Origin of the sequence: Peribacillus sedimenti, from assembly GCF_046237635.1 — a bacterium.
GTDB classification, from domain to species: domain Bacteria; phylum Bacillota; class Bacilli; order Bacillales; family DSM-1321; genus Peribacillus; species Peribacillus sedimenti.
The window spans coordinates 2,610,465-2,626,472 of the sequence record NZ_CP143547.1 but is presented as its reverse complement, the minus strand read 5'-3'; the positions used below and the strand labels follow the sequence as shown (position 1 = coordinate 2,626,472).

The window sequence follows — 16,008 nt, the reverse complement described above, 5'->3', positions numbered from 1 at the left end:
CTAGTATCCTTTATGAGAGGTGAATCGCAAATGCAAAAAATAACGTTGATTGTAAATAAAAATAATGGCCTGCATGTGAGAATGATCGCTTCATTTATTTCAAAATTACAGCATCTTATACAGGATTCCGAAACATTGAAATCCATATATATTCAATATAAGAATAAGCAAGTACAGGTTACAAATTTTCTTTCCCTGGTATCACTCAGAGTGGGCAAGGGGGAGGCATTTGACTTGATTTTCAAAAAAGGAGTCGAGCCTTCAATTCTTGTTGAAATTAAGGCTTTTTTTGCCGAAAAAGAGAAAGAAAATGCAATCGAAGCTGAAACCGACCGTTTACTTATTGAGAATTCTGATATTCTTTATGAGGGCATTGCGAAAATGCCAAATGGCATGGTTGTAGTGAATAGAGACAATATCATCACATATGTGAACGAAGCCGCAACTCAGCTGCTCGAAAAGCCGCTGGAGGCTCTTGTTAACTATAGAGCCGACGACGTAATCCCAGGGTCTAGGCTGCTTCAGGTAATGGATTCAGGTAACACTGTATTTGCTGAAAAACAGCAGATCCATACCCGCACATTATTGGTTAATCGGGCACCGTTATTCTTTGAAAATAAAGTTGTTGGTGCCGTTGCGATTTTTCAGGATATATCTGACATAGAAAAAATCAGCCTTGAGTTGCAGAAGGAAAAAGAACTGCAAGAACGGCTTAACCTCGTCCTGGAATCTGTCTCAGATTTAATAGGACTGACGGATGAAAGCGGATCTTTTACTTACATGAACGAACAAATGGAAGAACTCCTCGCATCACTTGGAATAAAGGGCACAATTTTCGGCCTGATCGGCAGGCAGGAGTGGAAGAAGATTAAACGAACACGGCTGCCTCTCATAAAAGCTATGAATACAATAAACAAAAATGTTTATGCGATGAAGATGATGCCTATTGTCCTCCATAATTGCTTCAAGGGGACCGTCGTTTCATTAAGTCCGTATCTCGAGTTAAAGAGCCTTCTCGATAGACTCGATGTAATGACAGAAAGAACCTTATATCTCGAAAAAGAACTTTCAAAGCATGTAGGTCTGGATGATGCTTTCCAGGCCATTGTTGGAAACAGTGAAACCCTGCTGGAGTCCTTATCCATTGCGAACAAAGTATCTAAGACGGATTCTACTGTATTGATCACGGGAGAAAGCGGAACCGGGAAGGAATTGGTTGCCCGTGCCGTCCATGAATCAAGTAACAGAAAGCTGGCTCCTTTTATACGTGTAAATTGTGCAGCATTGCCTCCAAGTTTAATTGAAAGCGAATTGTTTGGACACGAAAAAGGAGCTTTCACCGGGGCATATAAAGCAAGGAAAGGCAAGTTCGAATTAGCTCAGGGGGGAACTATTTTCCTTGATGAAATAGGGGATTTGAATTTTGATGCCCAGGTCAAACTTTTACGTGTTCTCCAAGAAAAGGAGATTGAAAGAGTTGGAGGAAATCAGATCATATTTCTCGATGTCAGGGTAATTGCGGCTACAAATCAAAATTTGCAGAACCTGGTTAAAAAAGGCCACTTCCGTGAGGATTTATATTATCGCTTGAATGTAATTCCTGTCCATTTGCCGCCATTACGCAGCAGGAAAGATGATATCCCCCTCTTAGCTGACCATTTCAGGGAAATGTATAATGAGCGATTGGGAAAAAATATCAAAGGATACCACCCGGGTTTCCTTGAAGTAATGGGAGGTTATGAATGGCCCGGGAACATACGACAGCTGCAAAATGTAATGGAGAGGAGCATGACTTTATCTGAAGATTCCATCCTTAGGACAAATGACCTGCCTCAGTACATAATTTCCTCCCAGGATGGGGAAGGATCCTTTGAATTAATTAAAAAAGATGAAATACTCACCTTAAATCAATACGAAAGGCAAGTTTTCAGTCATGCTGCGCCATACTACCCCAGCTATAATCAATTGGCACAGGCGTTGGGAATTACTCATAAAACTGCGGCCCAAAAGCTAAGAAAATATGGGATTGAACATCTTCTTGGGAAAAAGTATCAGCATCTCTGATACTTTTTCCCAAGAAAAATTTAGAAAACTATGAAAACGCCTTTATGTAGGCGTTTTCATTTTGGTATGAAACTTGCATCTTTGTAGAGTGAATATAATTAAGGGGGATTTTTATGAAAAAACTAATTAACAATCCTGAACAAGTAGTCCAAGACATGCTTCAAGGAATCATAGCTGCTCATCCCAACCAATATAAACTGGTGCCGGAAACAACTGTACTTGTAAGAGCTGATGCTCCGGTATCAGGCAAGGTAGGGCTGGTAAGCGGCGGCGGAAGCGGACACGAACCATCCCATGCTGGATATGTGGGCAAAGGAATGCTTGATGGCGCTGTATCAGGAGAAGTCTTTACATCTCCTACACCTGATCAGATCTTTGAGGCCATAAAGGCTGTTGATGGTGGAAAGGGCGTTTTATTAATAATCAAGAATTATACAGGGGATGTAATGAATTTTGAAATGGCAGCAGAAATGGCTGAAGCAGAAGGCATCAAGGTAGCAAAGGTTGTCGTAAATGATGATGTCGCAGTGGAAGATTCTACATACACGACCGGAAGAAGAGGAATCGCAGGAACGGTTTTGGTTCATAAAATTGCAGGCGCTCTAGCTGAAACCGGAGCTTCTCTTGAAGAAGTGGAAGCTGTGGCAAACAAAGTGATCCTAAATGTCAGGTCCATGGGAATGGCATTGACTCCATGTACTATTCCAGCAGCAGGCAAGCCTGGCTTCTCAATTGGGGAAAAAGAAATGGAAATAGGAATGGGAATCCATGGAGAACCGGGAATAGAACGAAGCGAAATCCGTACTGCGGAAGAAGTGGCTTCCGAACTGGTCGAAAAAGTTCTTGATGACTTAAATCTTCCTGACAACAGCACGGTTGCAGTAATGATTAATGGGCTGGGCGGAACCCCTTTAATGGAGCTGTACATTCTTAACAAGAAAGTATCTGAAATCCTGTCGACCAGAAATATAAAAGTACATGAAACATTTGTCGGAGAATATATGACTTCTCTGGAAATGGCGGGTTGTTCTGTATCTATCTTGAACATGGATGAACAATTGACAACTCTATTAGATGCCGAGGCAGTCACTCTAGGATTCAAAAAGTAATATTCTGGGAGGAACACATCATGGGTTTTGGTATAAATGAAGCGAAGATATGGCTTGCATCGGTTAACAGAAAGCTGCAGGAGCAAAAATCCTATTTGACTGAATTAGATCAGGCTATAGGGGACGGGGACCATGGTTTAAATATGGCACGCGGGTTCAAGGAGGTCATAAATAAAGTTCAGCAAAAAAGCTATGATGACTTACACTCATTGTTTAAAGAAACAGGGATGACTCTGTTATCTAAAGTTGGCGGTGCATCAGGGCCTTTATATGGGACTGCATTTTTAAAAATGGCCAGCACCATGACTGGCAAAGCAGAAATATCGGTTAGAGAATTGGCAGATGGAATTGCTGCTTCGTTGGAAGGACTTATTGCGAGAGGCAAAGCTAACATAGGGGACAAGACAATGCTGGATATTTGGGAACCAGCCCTTCATTATTTGCAGAAAAACCAGGAACAAGTAAACTGGGATGAATTTATGGAATTTCTTGAAGAAAAGCTGGAAGAAACAAAGGAACTTGAAGCGAAAAAAGGACGTGCAGCTTACCTTGGCAAACGCTCGATTGGACATATTGACCCTGGTTCAGCTTCTTCTGTAATTTTATTTAATGAATTGGCTGTAGCCTTCAAAGGAGTCAAGAAATCATGAATTATGTCAGCATAGTTTTAATATCACACAGTAAGGAAATTGTAAACGGTCTTGAAAAGCTTCTAAAACAAATACAGCCACAGGTGCCATTGGCAGTAGCAGGGGGGATGGAAGACGAAGAAATCGGCACTGAAGTTTTCAAAATTAAGGCTGCTATAGAATCAGTCCGCTCCCCAAAAGGGACCGTCATCCTGTTCGATTTAGGAAGCGCTTTAATGAATGCTGAAATGGCCATCGAAATGATCGACAATAATGAAAATGTAAAAATTGCGGATGCTCCGCTCCTTGAGGGGTCATATGCCGCAATTGTTGAGGCAGGCTGCGAAAGCACGTTAGAAGAAGTGCTCGCATCAGCAGAAGGGGCAAGAAACTTGCAGAAGATTCAAAAGTAATCGGCATCAGGGGGTTGTATCATGTTGGAGAAAGAATTAGCAATTTCCATAGAAAATGGCTTGCATGCAAGGCCTGCAGCAGATTTGGTGAAAGGATTAAAGCAATTTTCCTCAGCAGTAGAGCTATATGCTGGAAACAAACAGTATAATGCAAAGAGTGTGTTAAGCTTGATGTCAGCGTCAATCAAGCAAGGTGAAATGGTTAGAATAAAAACCAGCGGCTCAGATGAGCAGGAAGCAATGGACTGGATCGCAGGCTTTTTGACAGAAGGAAATTAAAGGGTGGAATTTATGGATTTGAATGGACAAACCGTATTACCGGCCATCCGGAATATGAAAGCATTCGAAAAATTTTTGGAGATGCCTTATCAGTATGGTGTAATCCTGGAAATACATGTTTCTCAATTAAGAAATGTATTTCAAATGGCACAGAACCATAGAAAAAAATTATTTATACATGCCGATTTAATTAATGGATTGAAAAATGACGAGTATGCTACAGAATTTCTATGCCAGGAATTTAAACCGTATGGAATCATTTCCACTAGGGCGGCTGTAATTACAAAAGCCAAAGCCAAGGGAGTGCTCGCCATTCAGCGGATTTTCCTGCTTGATTCTCAGGCTCTGGAAAAGAGCTATTCTTTGATCCAGAAAACCGAACCGGATTATATCGAACTATTGCCAGGTACAATGCTGGAAATAATAACTGAAGTAGCAAAAAAAATTTCAGTGCCAATACTTGCCGGAGGCTTTATAAGGAAAGTCCAGGAAGTTGACAATGTACTGGAGGCAGGGGCGGCCGCAGCTACATCTTCCAGCATAGACCTTTGGAAGCATTACCTGAGCACTAAAAAATAACTGAACAATGTGAATCTCCTAATACAGAACAGGTAGTCATATTAATTCATTTTTCTTCGTCAGGCACTGAAAACAAATAAATATTATGCATTGACAGCGCTTTCAGTACCGATTATACTTTAAGTAAGTTAATCATTGTGACGGAGATTAGGAGATTCACAACGGACAGCTCTTTAATGATGGATCATTTAGGAGAGTTAGTTCTGCTGTGAATCTCTTTTTCTATATCTACTTACAAAATATGGAATTATTATAGGTATTAAGTCTTGGATAATGCCATATTTTGCGAAAAGATTATTCCGTTGCAAAAAACCTTTTAACTTTAATTAGGAAGGGGAAATTTGTATGACTCCATTTTGGGGAGAAGTAATTGGCACTATGATTTTGATCATGTTTGGTGCCGGAATCGGGGCAGGTGCTTCCTTAAAAGGGACATATTCCAACGGTCCCGGCTGGATTGTTATTACCATTGCATGGGGACTTGCCGTTACAATGGGAGTTTTTGCAGTCGGGTCAATAAGCGGGGCGCATTTAAATCCAGCTGTAACAATAGCACTTGCAATCAATGGCAGTTTTGATTGGGCCGATGTACCGGGTTATATTATAGCCCAAATGATAGGTGCCATATTAGGTTCTGCCCTAGTATTCTTGCATTACTTGCCGCATTGGAAGGCAACTGACGATCCTGGAACAAAACTAGGAGTATTTGCAACAGGCCCGGCAATCCCACATACATTTTCTAACTTGCTTAGTGAAATGATTGGAACTTTCGTACTTATTCTCGGATTATTATTTATCGGCGCAAACGATTTTTCGGAAGGCCTTAATCCTTTTGCAGTCGGCCTATTGATTGTAGCGATTGGGATGTCCTTTGGGGGGACCACTGGTTATGCAATCAATCCTGCTCGTGACCTTGGACCCCGTATCGCACACTTTCTGCTTCCGATACCAGGAAAAGGAAATTCAAACTGGGGCTATGCGTGGATACCAGTTGTAGGGCCGATTCTCGGCGGAGCACTTGGAGCTGTATTTTACAAAGCGGCATTCCAGGGTGAAGCTACGTCTGCATTCTGGATCGTATTGGTAGCAAGCATCGTTTTATTAGGCTTGGCCTACGCATTTGGCAAAAAACAAGCCAATGAATTAGACAGCAAAAAAATTGCCAGCTAAGATGGTGATAGGTTCCACCGCAAAGCTAATGATCCTATAGGATAGAATACCGGGCGTTCTGTTTTCTTTTGTAGGAACCAGTTAATGCTGTACATACATCCTGCATTTTAATGAATCTCACTTACGCCCGGTATTTTCTCAATCTATAAGAATATCAGCCTTGCGTTATTTCATAACGATTACACGGGAGGATATCAATGGAAAAGTTTATTTTATCTCTGGATCAAGGAACAACAAGCTCTCGGGCTATCTTATTCAATCAAAAAGGAGAAATAGTTCACACTTCCCAAAAGGAGTTCACACAGATTTTCCCTAAGCCAGGCTGGGTGGAACACAATGCCAATGAAATTTGGGGCTCCATCCTTGCCGTAATAGCCGGCGTTCTTTCTGAGTCAGGTGTTAAACCAGAACAAATTTCTGGTATCGGTATTACCAATCAGCGCGAAACTACCGTTGTTTGGGATAAAGAGACCGGCGTGCCGGTATATAATGCCATTGTATGGCAATCAAGGCAGACCAGCGAAATTTGTGATGATTTGAAGCAAAAAGGCCATAATGATTTAGTCAGAGAAAAAACTGGATTATTGATTGATGCTTACTTCTCCGGTACAAAGGTCAAGTGGATCCTCGATAATGTGGAAGGCGCACGCCAAAAGGCGGAAGATGGCAAGCTTTTATTCGGAACAATCGATACATGGCTTATCTGGAAACTTTCAGGCGGCCGAGCTCATGTAACCGATTATTCCAACGCATCCCGTACCCTGATGTTCAATATATATGATTTGAAATGGGATGACGAGCTTCTTGAAATTCTCACTGTACCAAAATCTATGCTTCCAGAAGTAAAACCTTCATCAGAAGTTTATGCCCACACAGTTGATTATCATTTCTTTGGCCATGAGATTCCGATTGCAGGAGCTGCAGGCGACCAGCAGGCTGCACTATTTGGACAGGCATGCTTTACAGAAGGTATGGCTAAAAATACTTATGGAACCGGCTGTTTCATGTTAATGAATACAGGAGAAAAAGCGGTTCGTTCAGAACGCGGACTACTGACAACCCTTGCATGGGGACTAAATGGAAAAGTAGAATATGCGCTTGAAGGAAGTATTTTTGTTGCAGGGTCCGCTATTCAATGGCTTCGCGATGGATTAAGAATGTTTAAGAATGCTAGCGATAGTGAAGAGTATGCCAAAAAAGTAGAGAGCACTGATGGGGTATATGTTGTTCCTGCTTTTGTTGGATTAGGAACCCCATATTGGGATAGTGACGTACGTGGTGCTGTATTCGGGTTAACACGTGGAACTTCTAAAGAACACTTCGTACGTGCTACACTTGAATCACTTGCTTACCAAACAAGAGATGTACTTGATGCAATGGAAGCAGATTCAGGAATCCAGCTTCAGACATTGCGTGTCGATGGAGGGGCTGTCAAGAATGATTTCTTGATGGAATTCCAAAGCGATTTGCTACAGGTACCTGTTCAGCGTCCTACAGTCAATGAAACAACCGCCTTGGGAGCTGCATATCTTGCAGGCTTGGCAGTTGGTTACTGGAAAGACCAGGAAGAGATTGCCAAGCAGTGGGCAGTAGATAAAACCTTTAGTCCAGAAGTAGAGAAAGAAGTAAGTGAACAGCTGTACGATGGCTGGAAAAAAGCAGTTCATGCCACAATGGCATTCAAATAATAAGGATCGGCCCAATACAGGTTCGTTTACGACCTTGTATTGGGTTTTTTGTGCTTTTCTACTCTTATAGGCTTCGGTTCATTTCTGGTTGATAATATAGTTTAGGGTTACACATAATAAATCTAAATCATATTGACCAGGAGGTTTACGCATATTTTATGCCATGCCGTACGAATGAAGAATTGCAAAATCTAGTCGAAGAAGCAAAAAGAGAAGCCCCTGCAGGGAAAGTCGCCGATTATATTCCAGCTTTAGAGAAGGCCAATTCATCCGACCTTTCTGCGGCTATATTTTACCCAGATGGTACATGCTACTCCGCTGGGGATATAAAAGATCAATTTACTCTTCAAAGTATCTCAAAAGTAATCAGCCTCGCTCTTGCACTGATGGATAGAGGGGAGGAGAAGGTATTTTCCCTTGTCGGCCAAGAGCCAACAGGAGATCCATTTAATTCAATTGTAAAATTAGAATCACATAGTCCGAATAAACCACTGAATCCAATGATTAACGCAGGTGCGCTTGCAGTGACGCACCTGATTGCCGGAGTAGATGTAACCGAACGACTAGAGCGTCTCCTTTGTTTTATACAGGATTTAACCGGTAATCATTCCATTACATATAATAAAGACATTGCTGAATCAGAGTTTGAGACGGCATTTCTTAATAGAGCTCTCTGTTATTTTATGAAACAGCACTGTGTGATAGATGAAGATGTTGAAGAATTGATGAACCTTTATACAAAGCAATGTGCCATTGAAATGAACAGCCTTGATTTAGCAAGAATGGGATGCGTGCTTGCAATGGATGGTGTGGATCCTTTAAACGGCCGCCAGCTTATTCCTTTTCATATTGCAAGAATTTGCAAGACCTTTATGGTCACATGCGGGATGTATAATGCATCGGGCGAATTTGCGATAAAAGTGGGAATCCCTGCAAAAAGTGGAGTTTCCGGAGGGGTAATGGGAGCTGTTCCGGGCAGATTTGGAATAGGTATTTACGGTCCCGCCCTGGACGAAAAAGGGAACAGTATCGCGGGATTAAAGCTGCTAGATATAATGTCAAAAAAATATTCATTAAGTATGTTTTAAGTACAAAACCTGTTGGCTAATATACCCCATACCAAGAGGGTTACTTTATAAATACATTCAGCCTGGCATGAGGATGCGGGCTTTTTTGATGATGGAAGAAACCATTAAAATTTGATTGGGACTAAAGGTAACTTTTTATATCTTTGTTCCGTCTAATTATTTAATGTATAGATGAAAGGGGAAAAATAAAATTGATTAAGGGAATCATTTTCGATTTGATGGATTAATTATCGATACAGAAACTGTCTGGTACGAATCATATCGGGACGTAATCCTGAAAAATCATGGTGTATTTGTTGATTTAAAAGAGTATTCAAAGTGCAGTGGTACCGGGAATGCGGTACTGATAAAATATTTTCAGCAGATAACTAAAAATGCATTGGATTTCGAGACGATCCAGGTTCTAGCGCTTGAAAGATATAAAGAGAAACTTCAGACTCCTATTTTGAGAGAAGGAGTATTGGATTACTTGCTGCAAGCCAAAGAATTGGACCTAAAGATTGGCCTGGCCTCCAGTTCATCTAGAAGTTGGGTTGTAGACTATTTAGAGCAGCTGCAAATACTGGAATTCTTCGATATCCTGAATACCAGGAACGAGGTGACAGCAGTCAAGCCAAACCCTGAATTATACTTAAAAACATTATATGATCTGACACTGTTCCCAAACGAGGCAATTGCTTTCAAAGACTCGTTAAACGGGCTCCTCGCAGCAAAATCTGCGGGTATTTATTGCGTTACCGTTCCCAACCCTGTAACCAAGCATTTAGCATTTGAAACACAGGATTTCACAATAAATTCTATGCGAGAAAAAAGCCTGAAACAAATAATATCACATATAGAGCTGCAGGCAGCACATTAGGTTAGCTAAGATGTGGCTGGGATAACGTTTTTCTTGTAAGAAGTTTTATTTAAACAAGACACGCATCCTTGAGAATTTATATTTTCTTTAACTGCAAGATTTGTCCAAGTACAATAATCAATTGGTAATTTCTGAAGAGGGCCGTTTTGAATTTGATCTGTTTTCCTCTACCTGGAATCAACATGGGCTTTCACCCTTCTATTTGAAGTGCAATGCTGGAATTGTCGGTTTTATTGTGCTATTGGAAAGGCATTTCATAAAAAAAGAATATGACTTTGCATTAATGGTATTTTCATCTTAAACCAGTACGAGGCAAAGGGTTTGGCTTAAATGCTCTAGAAGAGCTTTTTAAAAAAAGGAAAATATTTTGCGGTTGAGATCGCTTCAACCGTTCCAGCGTTGAAATTTTGAAAAAGGCATACGGAACTCTTCAAATTCGATTCGAAGAAAGGAAAGAGGACATAGATGGCCTTCAATGCCTGGTCCAGACTTTTTAAGTATGGAATCACAAATAGCCAGAACGAATAAATGATCTGGCTGCTGCTACGATTAATGTGATTGAATTAAGTGTTTGTCTGTAACCTTTTTAACGTTTCTTTGTCGCATATGACAAATAATTGCGCATTTTCGGGAATCTTTTCATCAAGTTTTTTGTTGATTTGTAAATCTGTATGGTCTGCAATCAGAGTTGCCCCTTGACTTAACAAAGCTTCAAATGCGTCGCGATACGTGATCCACTCAGTTTTTCGCGGAATTTCATACATTCCTTCTTTACACTGCCTGCTCATCAATTCTGCATACATTTTCGTTACACCATGATGGTAAAGGGAACTGACTGCCGCATGAGATATCATCTCCCTTGTTGGGATAAATTCATCAACATCTACATGCCTGAATAAACGGATATGTTTTTGATCTAGTACTTCGGCAGTAACATGGATGGACAAATTCATACTTTCTTCAATAGATGTGATGGCTGTCGCCACCAGCAGTGTTTTTCCGTCTATTAGCAGATTGCTCTTTGGAGACGACTGAGACTCTGGGAGTTCGTCAGCAAAAATAATGACCCCCTTGGATGCTGGAAAATTAGCACGCATGAGGGTTTCTTTATCTGTAGCATCGCCTCGAATATAAAATAAGCGCTCGAGATCCATTGGTGCTTTAGGTAAATGATCAATGAGCACGATTTCAGTTTTATCATCGCTCTCAAGAATTTCCTGTACAGCAATCTTTGATTTATCACTCCAGCCAACCAGAATAATATGATCTTTTCCTTTATATTTCATATGTCCACCAACTCTTCTCCGTTCAATCTCTTTCATTGATCCAATCATCTTCCCGGCAAAAACGCTCACCAAACCGATTCCTGTAATATAAAGAAATATTGTGTAGATTTTCCCGGCATCCGTCACTGGTGCATAATCACCAAAACCGATAGTGGCAAGAGTGGTAAGCACCCAATAAATAGAGGTCAGATACGTTTCAAAGGTTTGAGGCTCCAACATATATGCAAATAATGCAGCCAATAATATGTAAAGCAAAAGAAAAGGGAAGAAAATTCTCCCTCTAAGCCGAATTAGAAAAAATAATACTCGCTTAAAGGTATTCATATAGCCGCATCCAATCCTTCCAACGATAATCAGAATACAAAGCAAACGTTAAACCTAATTTTCCCTTCCATTTAGTTTGCCAAACATTCGAAGCTGTTCTCGCTTGAACGCAATGTATAAAATGGCATGATCATTCAAATAATAATACAGCACTTTAGATAAATACATCTCACATTACATCCTTTCATAGTAATCAATCTCAAAACTCCTGCTTGATTATTTTTTAGGTGGAAACTTTTTACCATTACAAACGAAAAAAACTGTTGCTAAATATATCTTATATACATATAACGAAAAAAAATCCGAGGTTGATCATGATCGAAAATTTCGAAGTTCTAATGTTTACCCGTGAAATTCAGCAATTACAAAAAGAATATGAGCTTTGCAGTGATAACGAGCTCAGGCAAGAAATTGCCGAGGATATTGCCCTATTAAAGGAAGCTTTACGAATAAACGAAAAATTGGAATAGTAGTCAGTTTAAGCCCCATTCCTGTGGAATAGGGGCTTATTTAATTTTTGATCACTCAGGTTACACTACAATCATGAGAAATATGGTAAAGGTCAAAAAACATTTAGTAAATTTTGCAAAAAAAGTTTGACACCTATTGTGTATTAAGAGCATAATACACATATAAGGTGTATGAACTAATTAATACACACAGCAAAACAAAACAGTAGGAGCTGTTATCATGAATGTTAATTTCAACAATCGTGACCCGTTGTATTTGCAGGTTGTCCAATACTTTAAACAGCAGATTGCAATTGGGCAGTTAGAAGCTGGACATGAGATTCCATCTCGCCGTGAACTCGCTTCATTGTTGAAGATAAATCCAAACACTGCTCAAAGAGCCTATAAGGAAATGGAGGATCAGGCATTGATTCACACTGAAAGGAATTTCCCAAGCAGAATAACGACAGACGAGCAAATCTTAAACTCTATCCGGCAAGAATTGATTATAGAGGCAGTGGATTCCTTTATTAAAACAATCCAGCCAATAAATGTTCCATTGGAAGAGGTACTAACTATGGTTGAGGAAAGATTCGACAAGGTCATGGAAGATGAAGGAGGCTTCACCAATGATTGAAATTAGAGGTGTCATGAAAAAGTATGGCCGAAAAAAAATATTGGATGGGGTATCATTTACCGCAAATAAAGGTGAAATTACTTGTCTAATTGGGCTCAACGGAGTGGGAAAAACTACAACTTTAAAGGCTATAATGGGCCTTACGCCATTTAAGGGGGAAATCCTGGTAGATGGCCAGAAAGTAACAAAAAAAAGCTTTGAAAAAATTACCTATATACCGGATGCAATTACCATGCTGCCACAAATGACCATTCGGGATGCATTAGACTTCATGAAAGATTTTTATGCACCGTGGAATGGGGAAAGGGCAGCAGAGCTACTCGAATTCTTTCATTTAAATGAGCAAAGCAGGATTTCGGAACTGTCAAAAGGCAATACCGCCAAAGCGAATTTACTGCTGGGATTGGCAATGGATGTGGATTATATCCTAATGGATGAGCCATTTTCAGGAATAGATATATTCACCAGGGAACAGATTGCAGAAGTCTTTGCCAGCCACCTGATCGAAGACCGTGGAGTCATTATAACAACTCATGAAATAGGTGATATCGAACATTTGATTGATAAAGTTGTCCTTTTGGAAAACGGCAAAGTAATAAAGGAATTCAGCACCGAAGATATGCGCTATAAAGAGGGTAAATCAGTAGTGGATGTTATGAGAGAGGTGTATCAGGCATGAACAAATATTTAAAACTCGTTAACTTTGAACTGAACCGGTTTATAAAGGTATACGCCGCGCTTTTAGCTATTACTATTCTATCGCAGTTGGCTGCAATTATTTTAGTAAGCAAAAAGTATGTAAATGAAGCCAGCAAAACCATGACGCAGCTGGAAATTACAAAAGCCGAATTTATCGTACAGAACGGCAAACTCTACTTTACCGACATCATGAGAAGTTTGTGGTATATGGCTCCGATTGCGTTAAGTGCGGTTGTTCTCATTTTATACATATTCTTAATATGGTATCGCGACTGGTTTGGAAAAAATACCTTTATTTATAGACTGTTAATGCTGCCAACAGCCCGAATCAACATCTATTTTGCTAAAGCTACAACGATTCTGCTGTTTGTTTTTGGTCTTGTAGCACTCCAAATACTATTGCTGCCAATTGAAAACTCCATCTATTCTGAAATAGTACCTGATGGCATGAAAAATGGGGCTGCTTCCCTTAAAGATTTAATATTTAGCAATGAAATGCTAAGGCTTATCATCCCTAATACCTTTACCCAATTTTTATTATATTACGGAGCAGGCATTATGGCGGTGTTTATCATTTTCACTGCCATATTGATGGAACGCAGCTATAGGATCAAGGGAGCCATACTGGCAATTATCTACTGCGTCGCTGCTGCTGCTGTTATGATTATACCTGATTATATAAGCGGAACAGATATCTTATACTTATATCCAATCGAATTATTGGGTCTCAAAGTCCTGTTAGGAGTTCTTATTTCTACGGTGTCTATCTTTGTTGGAAACCATTTAATAAATAAAAAGGTTATGGTATGAAGGGGAGTGCAGTCTTGAAAAAATATTGGAAGTCTTGTCTAATTAGTATTTTTATCGTATTGGTTATCGGCAGCTTTTACATTCAGTCAGCTTACTCTGCAAGCAAGCTGCCCGACTTTTTTATTAAAACTGTTGAAGGAAAGGGCGAAGAATTTAAGGGGATAACATTAGATGGATATCTTAATGCCCTGGGTAGCGAACAGCCACTTGAAATCAATCGAAACAGCACAAAGTATCAAAGTGAAAGGTCCTATTTTGAAGAAATAAAAGACAGTGAAACAGATAGTATTACGATCAGAAATCTGCAAAGGCAGTATCCTGAATTTATGAGGAGCTCGAAACAGGTATTTGAAGATGCCTTCTTCGAGGACGATAAAATGCTGGTGTCAGCATTTGTTGATTTCAAGTATAATAAAGTATTAGATTCTTCCTTTGTGATTAAAGTTTTAGATAAACGGGACGAAAAGGTAAGGTCTATGAATCTGCCAATACCTAACGTAAAAAACTATGCTTATGTTTGGGTACAGGAGGTTCAATATATAGATGGCCAGCTTATGGTTGTTTCAAATAATAATCCGCATGACGGAGAAAACCATGAAATACATGTTTATAGTTTTGACATAGGCAAGAAAAAGTTATTAGATGATCGGACCATACTTTCAGAAAACGACCCTACTTTTGATTATATATACATGCGCCAGACAGATAATTCTAAAGAAAATAATTACATAGTTTTACGAAAACAGACGGTTGACCCTGAAAAACCGGCCTACATTAATCAGCCACTATTTATATATAATCTTCACGAACAAGTGGAGGTTAAGTTTAATATAGCAAACAGTGATATAAAGAATGTGAATGAAACTGGGGAAGGCAACTATTATGACAAAAATAATCTTTATATCCTGGGGATTAAAAACGGTACAGCAACCGTGTCCATCTATCACCTAGCCGGCTTGGAACCCCATAAAAGTATAAGAATACCATTGGGAGGAAAAGAAGCATTCTTCACAGCACATAATATTTGGAAAAGGCAGATTTATTTTGCCTCCTCTGAGGGGGAAGACTCTGATAAAAAGTTAATTATTGCAGACCTGCAAAATGGGAATATCCTATATAAAGGAGTCGTTCAAAGCAAAAAACATATAAACAACCTTTCTGCCACACTACAAATACATGGAATAACGATCGATAAGTAATTTAAGGGAACCCTTTCAGTGAGGGTTCCATTTTCTTTCAAATAGATTATAATGAAATGCCCAATTATTTTAAAAAAGTACTTCCTATGTATATTACTGTCGCCCACATAACGAGTGCGGAACATTTGTTTAATAAGCTAAGGAATCTGCCTGAAGGATCCAGCTTTCCTGTGATGCTGCCAGCAACACCGAGCCCTGTGAACCAAAGCCAGGAGACCAGGATACAAGCTAATCCAAAGGCTATTTTTTCCGCTCCATGATATTGGATGGAGCTTGTGCCTATGACTCCCACTGTATCCAAAATGGCATGAGGGTTCAGCAGTGACACAGATACAGCAAACAAAATCTGCTTTTTGGGTGAAAAAGAAATGGCTTGCTCTTGATCAGTATTCGGCTTACTTCTCCAGGTAACATACCCCATATAAATGAGGAATAGAATCCCGCAAGTTAGCAACAATGCCTCAAGCCAAGAATATTGCAATACGATTACCGAAACTCCCAGTACTGCCAATGAAATTAACAAAGTATCGCATATAGCAGCAGTGATAATCACTGGACTAGCCCGCAAAAGACTGGGCTGGATGGCACCCTGGTTGAAGACAAAGACATTTTGGACCCCTAAAGGAAGGATGAGCCCAAATGCCAAAATAATACCATGGACAATAGCCTCAAGCATAAAAAATCCTCCAATTCATTTGTTGCATTCATTATAATGGAAAAACTATG

17 protein-coding genes are annotated in these 16,008 nt (G+C 39.9%); 15 read left to right on the top strand and 2 right to left on the bottom strand.

The features are described 5' to 3' along the window. Positions 1-30: 30 nt before the first annotated feature. The 10 genes from V1500_RS13010 (at position 31) to V1500_RS12965 (ending at position 9,878) form a co-directional block, all read left to right on the top strand. Positions 31-2,064 carry a sigma 54-interacting transcriptional regulator gene (locus V1500_RS13010; protein WP_409299795.1) on the top strand — a complete coding sequence of 678 codons (2,034 nt, stop codon included), beginning with the start codon at positions 31-33 and terminating at the stop codon, positions 2,062-2,064. 113 nt (positions 2,065-2,177) lie between these two features. Further along, a complete protein-coding gene (gene dhaK / locus V1500_RS13005; protein ID WP_409299793.1) occupies positions 2,178-3,173 on the top strand; it encodes a dihydroxyacetone kinase subunit DhaK in 996 nt (331 codons plus the stop codon). Positions 3,174-3,193: 20 nt separating this feature from the next. Then, entirely contained in the window at positions 3,194-3,823 is a 630-nt protein-coding gene (gene dhaL, locus V1500_RS13000; RefSeq protein WP_409299791.1) for a dihydroxyacetone kinase subunit DhaL, read from the top strand. Further along, a complete protein-coding gene (gene dhaM / locus V1500_RS12995) occupies positions 3,820-4,215 on the top strand; it encodes a dihydroxyacetone kinase phosphoryl donor subunit DhaM (RefSeq protein WP_409299789.1) in 396 nt (131 codons plus the stop codon). The genes dhaL and dhaM overlap by 4 nt, the downstream gene beginning before the upstream one ends. A gap of 21 nt (positions 4,216-4,236) precedes the next feature. Further along, entirely contained in the window at positions 4,237-4,494 is a 258-nt protein-coding gene (locus tag V1500_RS12990; protein ID WP_409299787.1) for an HPr family phosphocarrier protein, read from the top strand. 12 nt (positions 4,495-4,506) lie between these two features. Further along, complete coding sequence (locus V1500_RS12985) at positions 4,507-5,073, top strand: glycerol-3-phosphate responsive antiterminator (RefSeq protein WP_409299785.1); 567 nt, start codon at positions 4,507-4,509, stop codon at positions 5,071-5,073. Positions 5,074-5,418: 345 nt separating this feature from the next. Next, positions 5,419-6,243, top strand: coding sequence for an MIP/aquaporin family protein (locus tag V1500_RS12980; RefSeq protein WP_409299783.1), 825 nt, complete (start codon positions 5,419-5,421; stop codon positions 6,241-6,243). A gap of 197 nt (positions 6,244-6,440) precedes the next feature. Next, the gene (gene glpK / locus V1500_RS12975; RefSeq protein ID WP_409299781.1) at positions 6,441-7,931 is read left to right on the top strand and encodes a glycerol kinase GlpK; all 1,491 of its coding nucleotides are present in this window, start codon (positions 6,441-6,443) and stop codon (positions 7,929-7,931) included. Positions 7,932-8,089: 158 nt separating this feature from the next. Further along, positions 8,090-9,019 (top strand): glutaminase A, encoded by a 930-nt coding sequence (glsA, locus tag V1500_RS12970; RefSeq protein WP_409299779.1) that lies wholly within the window; start codon positions 8,090-8,092, stop codon positions 9,017-9,019. 226 nt (positions 9,020-9,245) lie between these two features. Next, positions 9,246-9,878 carry an HAD-IA family hydrolase gene (locus V1500_RS12965; RefSeq protein WP_409305979.1) on the top strand — a complete coding sequence of 211 codons (633 nt, stop codon included), beginning with the start codon at positions 9,246-9,248 and terminating at the stop codon, positions 9,876-9,878. Between the two features lie 563 nt (positions 9,879-10,441). Here the strand turns inward: V1500_RS12965 and V1500_RS12960 are convergent. After that, entirely contained in the window at positions 10,442-11,488 is a 1,047-nt protein-coding gene (locus tag V1500_RS12960) for a potassium channel family protein (RefSeq protein ID WP_409299777.1), read from the bottom strand. 314 nt (positions 11,489-11,802) lie between these two features. On the opposite strand from V1500_RS12960, the gene V1500_RS12955 reads away from it, so the two are divergent. The 5 genes from V1500_RS12955 (at position 11,803) to V1500_RS12935 (ending at position 15,282) form a co-directional block, all read left to right on the top strand. Beyond that, the gene (locus V1500_RS12955; protein WP_409299775.1) at positions 11,803-11,958 is read left to right on the top strand and encodes a hypothetical protein; all 156 of its coding nucleotides are present in this window, start codon (positions 11,803-11,805) and stop codon (positions 11,956-11,958) included. A gap of 220 nt (positions 11,959-12,178) precedes the next feature. After that, on the top strand, positions 12,179-12,574 hold the full coding sequence (locus tag V1500_RS12950) for a GntR family transcriptional regulator (protein ID WP_409299774.1): 396 nt from the start codon (positions 12,179-12,181) through the stop codon (positions 12,572-12,574). Continuing rightward, complete coding sequence (locus V1500_RS12945) at positions 12,567-13,253, top strand: ABC transporter ATP-binding protein (RefSeq protein WP_409299772.1); 687 nt, start codon at positions 12,567-12,569, stop codon at positions 13,251-13,253. The genes V1500_RS12950 and V1500_RS12945 overlap by 8 nt, the downstream gene beginning before the upstream one ends. Next, a complete protein-coding gene (locus V1500_RS12940; protein ID WP_409299770.1) occupies positions 13,250-14,083 on the top strand; it encodes a hypothetical protein in 834 nt (277 codons plus the stop codon). The genes V1500_RS12945 and V1500_RS12940 overlap by 4 nt, the downstream gene beginning before the upstream one ends. Positions 14,084-14,097: 14 nt before the next feature. Continuing rightward, positions 14,098-15,282 (top strand): hypothetical protein, encoded by a 1,185-nt coding sequence (locus tag V1500_RS12935; RefSeq protein ID WP_409299769.1) that lies wholly within the window; start codon positions 14,098-14,100, stop codon positions 15,280-15,282. Between the two features lie 64 nt (positions 15,283-15,346). Here the strand turns inward: V1500_RS12935 and V1500_RS12930 are convergent, their stop codons facing one another. Further along, on the bottom strand, positions 15,347-15,958 hold the full coding sequence (locus tag V1500_RS12930) for a LysE/ArgO family amino acid transporter (protein ID WP_409299767.1): 612 nt from the start codon (positions 15,956-15,958) through the stop codon (positions 15,347-15,349). Positions 15,959-16,008 lie beyond the last annotated feature (50 nt).

Excerpts from the sequence above, each read along its gene's own strand:
- V1500_RS12960 (WP_409299777.1), bottom strand. The coding sequence starts at position 11,488 with ATGAATACCTTTAAGCGAGTATTATTTTTTCTAATTCGGCTTAGAGGG.
- V1500_RS12980 (WP_409299783.1), top strand. The coding sequence starts at position 5,419 with ATGACTCCATTTTGGGGAGAAGTAATTGGCACTATGATTTTGATCATG.
- V1500_RS12940 (WP_409299770.1), top strand. The coding sequence starts at position 13,250 with ATGAACAAATATTTAAAACTCGTTAACTTTGAACTGAACCGGTTTATA.
- dhaK (WP_409299793.1), top strand. The coding sequence starts at position 2,178 with ATGAAAAAACTAATTAACAATCCTGAACAAGTAGTCCAAGACATGCTT.
- dhaM (WP_409299789.1), top strand. The coding sequence starts at position 3,820 with ATGAATTATGTCAGCATAGTTTTAATATCACACAGTAAGGAAATTGTA.
- V1500_RS12985 (WP_409299785.1), top strand. The coding sequence starts at position 4,507 with ATGGATTTGAATGGACAAACCGTATTACCGGCCATCCGGAATATGAAA.
- glpK (WP_409299781.1), top strand. The coding sequence starts at position 6,441 with ATGGAAAAGTTTATTTTATCTCTGGATCAAGGAACAACAAGCTCTCGG.
- V1500_RS13010 (WP_409299795.1), top strand. The coding sequence starts at position 31 with ATGCAAAAAATAACGTTGATTGTAAATAAAAATAATGGCCTGCATGTG.
- V1500_RS12950 (WP_409299774.1), top strand. The coding sequence starts at position 12,179 with ATGAATGTTAATTTCAACAATCGTGACCCGTTGTATTTGCAGGTTGTC.
- V1500_RS12990 (WP_409299787.1), top strand. The coding sequence starts at position 4,237 with ATGTTGGAGAAAGAATTAGCAATTTCCATAGAAAATGGCTTGCATGCA.
- V1500_RS12955 (WP_409299775.1), top strand. The coding sequence starts at position 11,803 with ATGATCGAAAATTTCGAAGTTCTAATGTTTACCCGTGAAATTCAGCAA.
- V1500_RS12930 (WP_409299767.1), bottom strand. The coding sequence starts at position 15,958 with ATGCTTGAGGCTATTGTCCATGGTATTATTTTGGCATTTGGGCTCATC.
- dhaL (WP_409299791.1), top strand. The coding sequence starts at position 3,194 with ATGGGTTTTGGTATAAATGAAGCGAAGATATGGCTTGCATCGGTTAAC.
- V1500_RS12945 (WP_409299772.1), top strand. The coding sequence starts at position 12,567 with ATGATTGAAATTAGAGGTGTCATGAAAAAGTATGGCCGAAAAAAAATA.
- glsA (WP_409299779.1), top strand. The coding sequence starts at position 8,090 with ATGCCATGCCGTACGAATGAAGAATTGCAAAATCTAGTCGAAGAAGCA.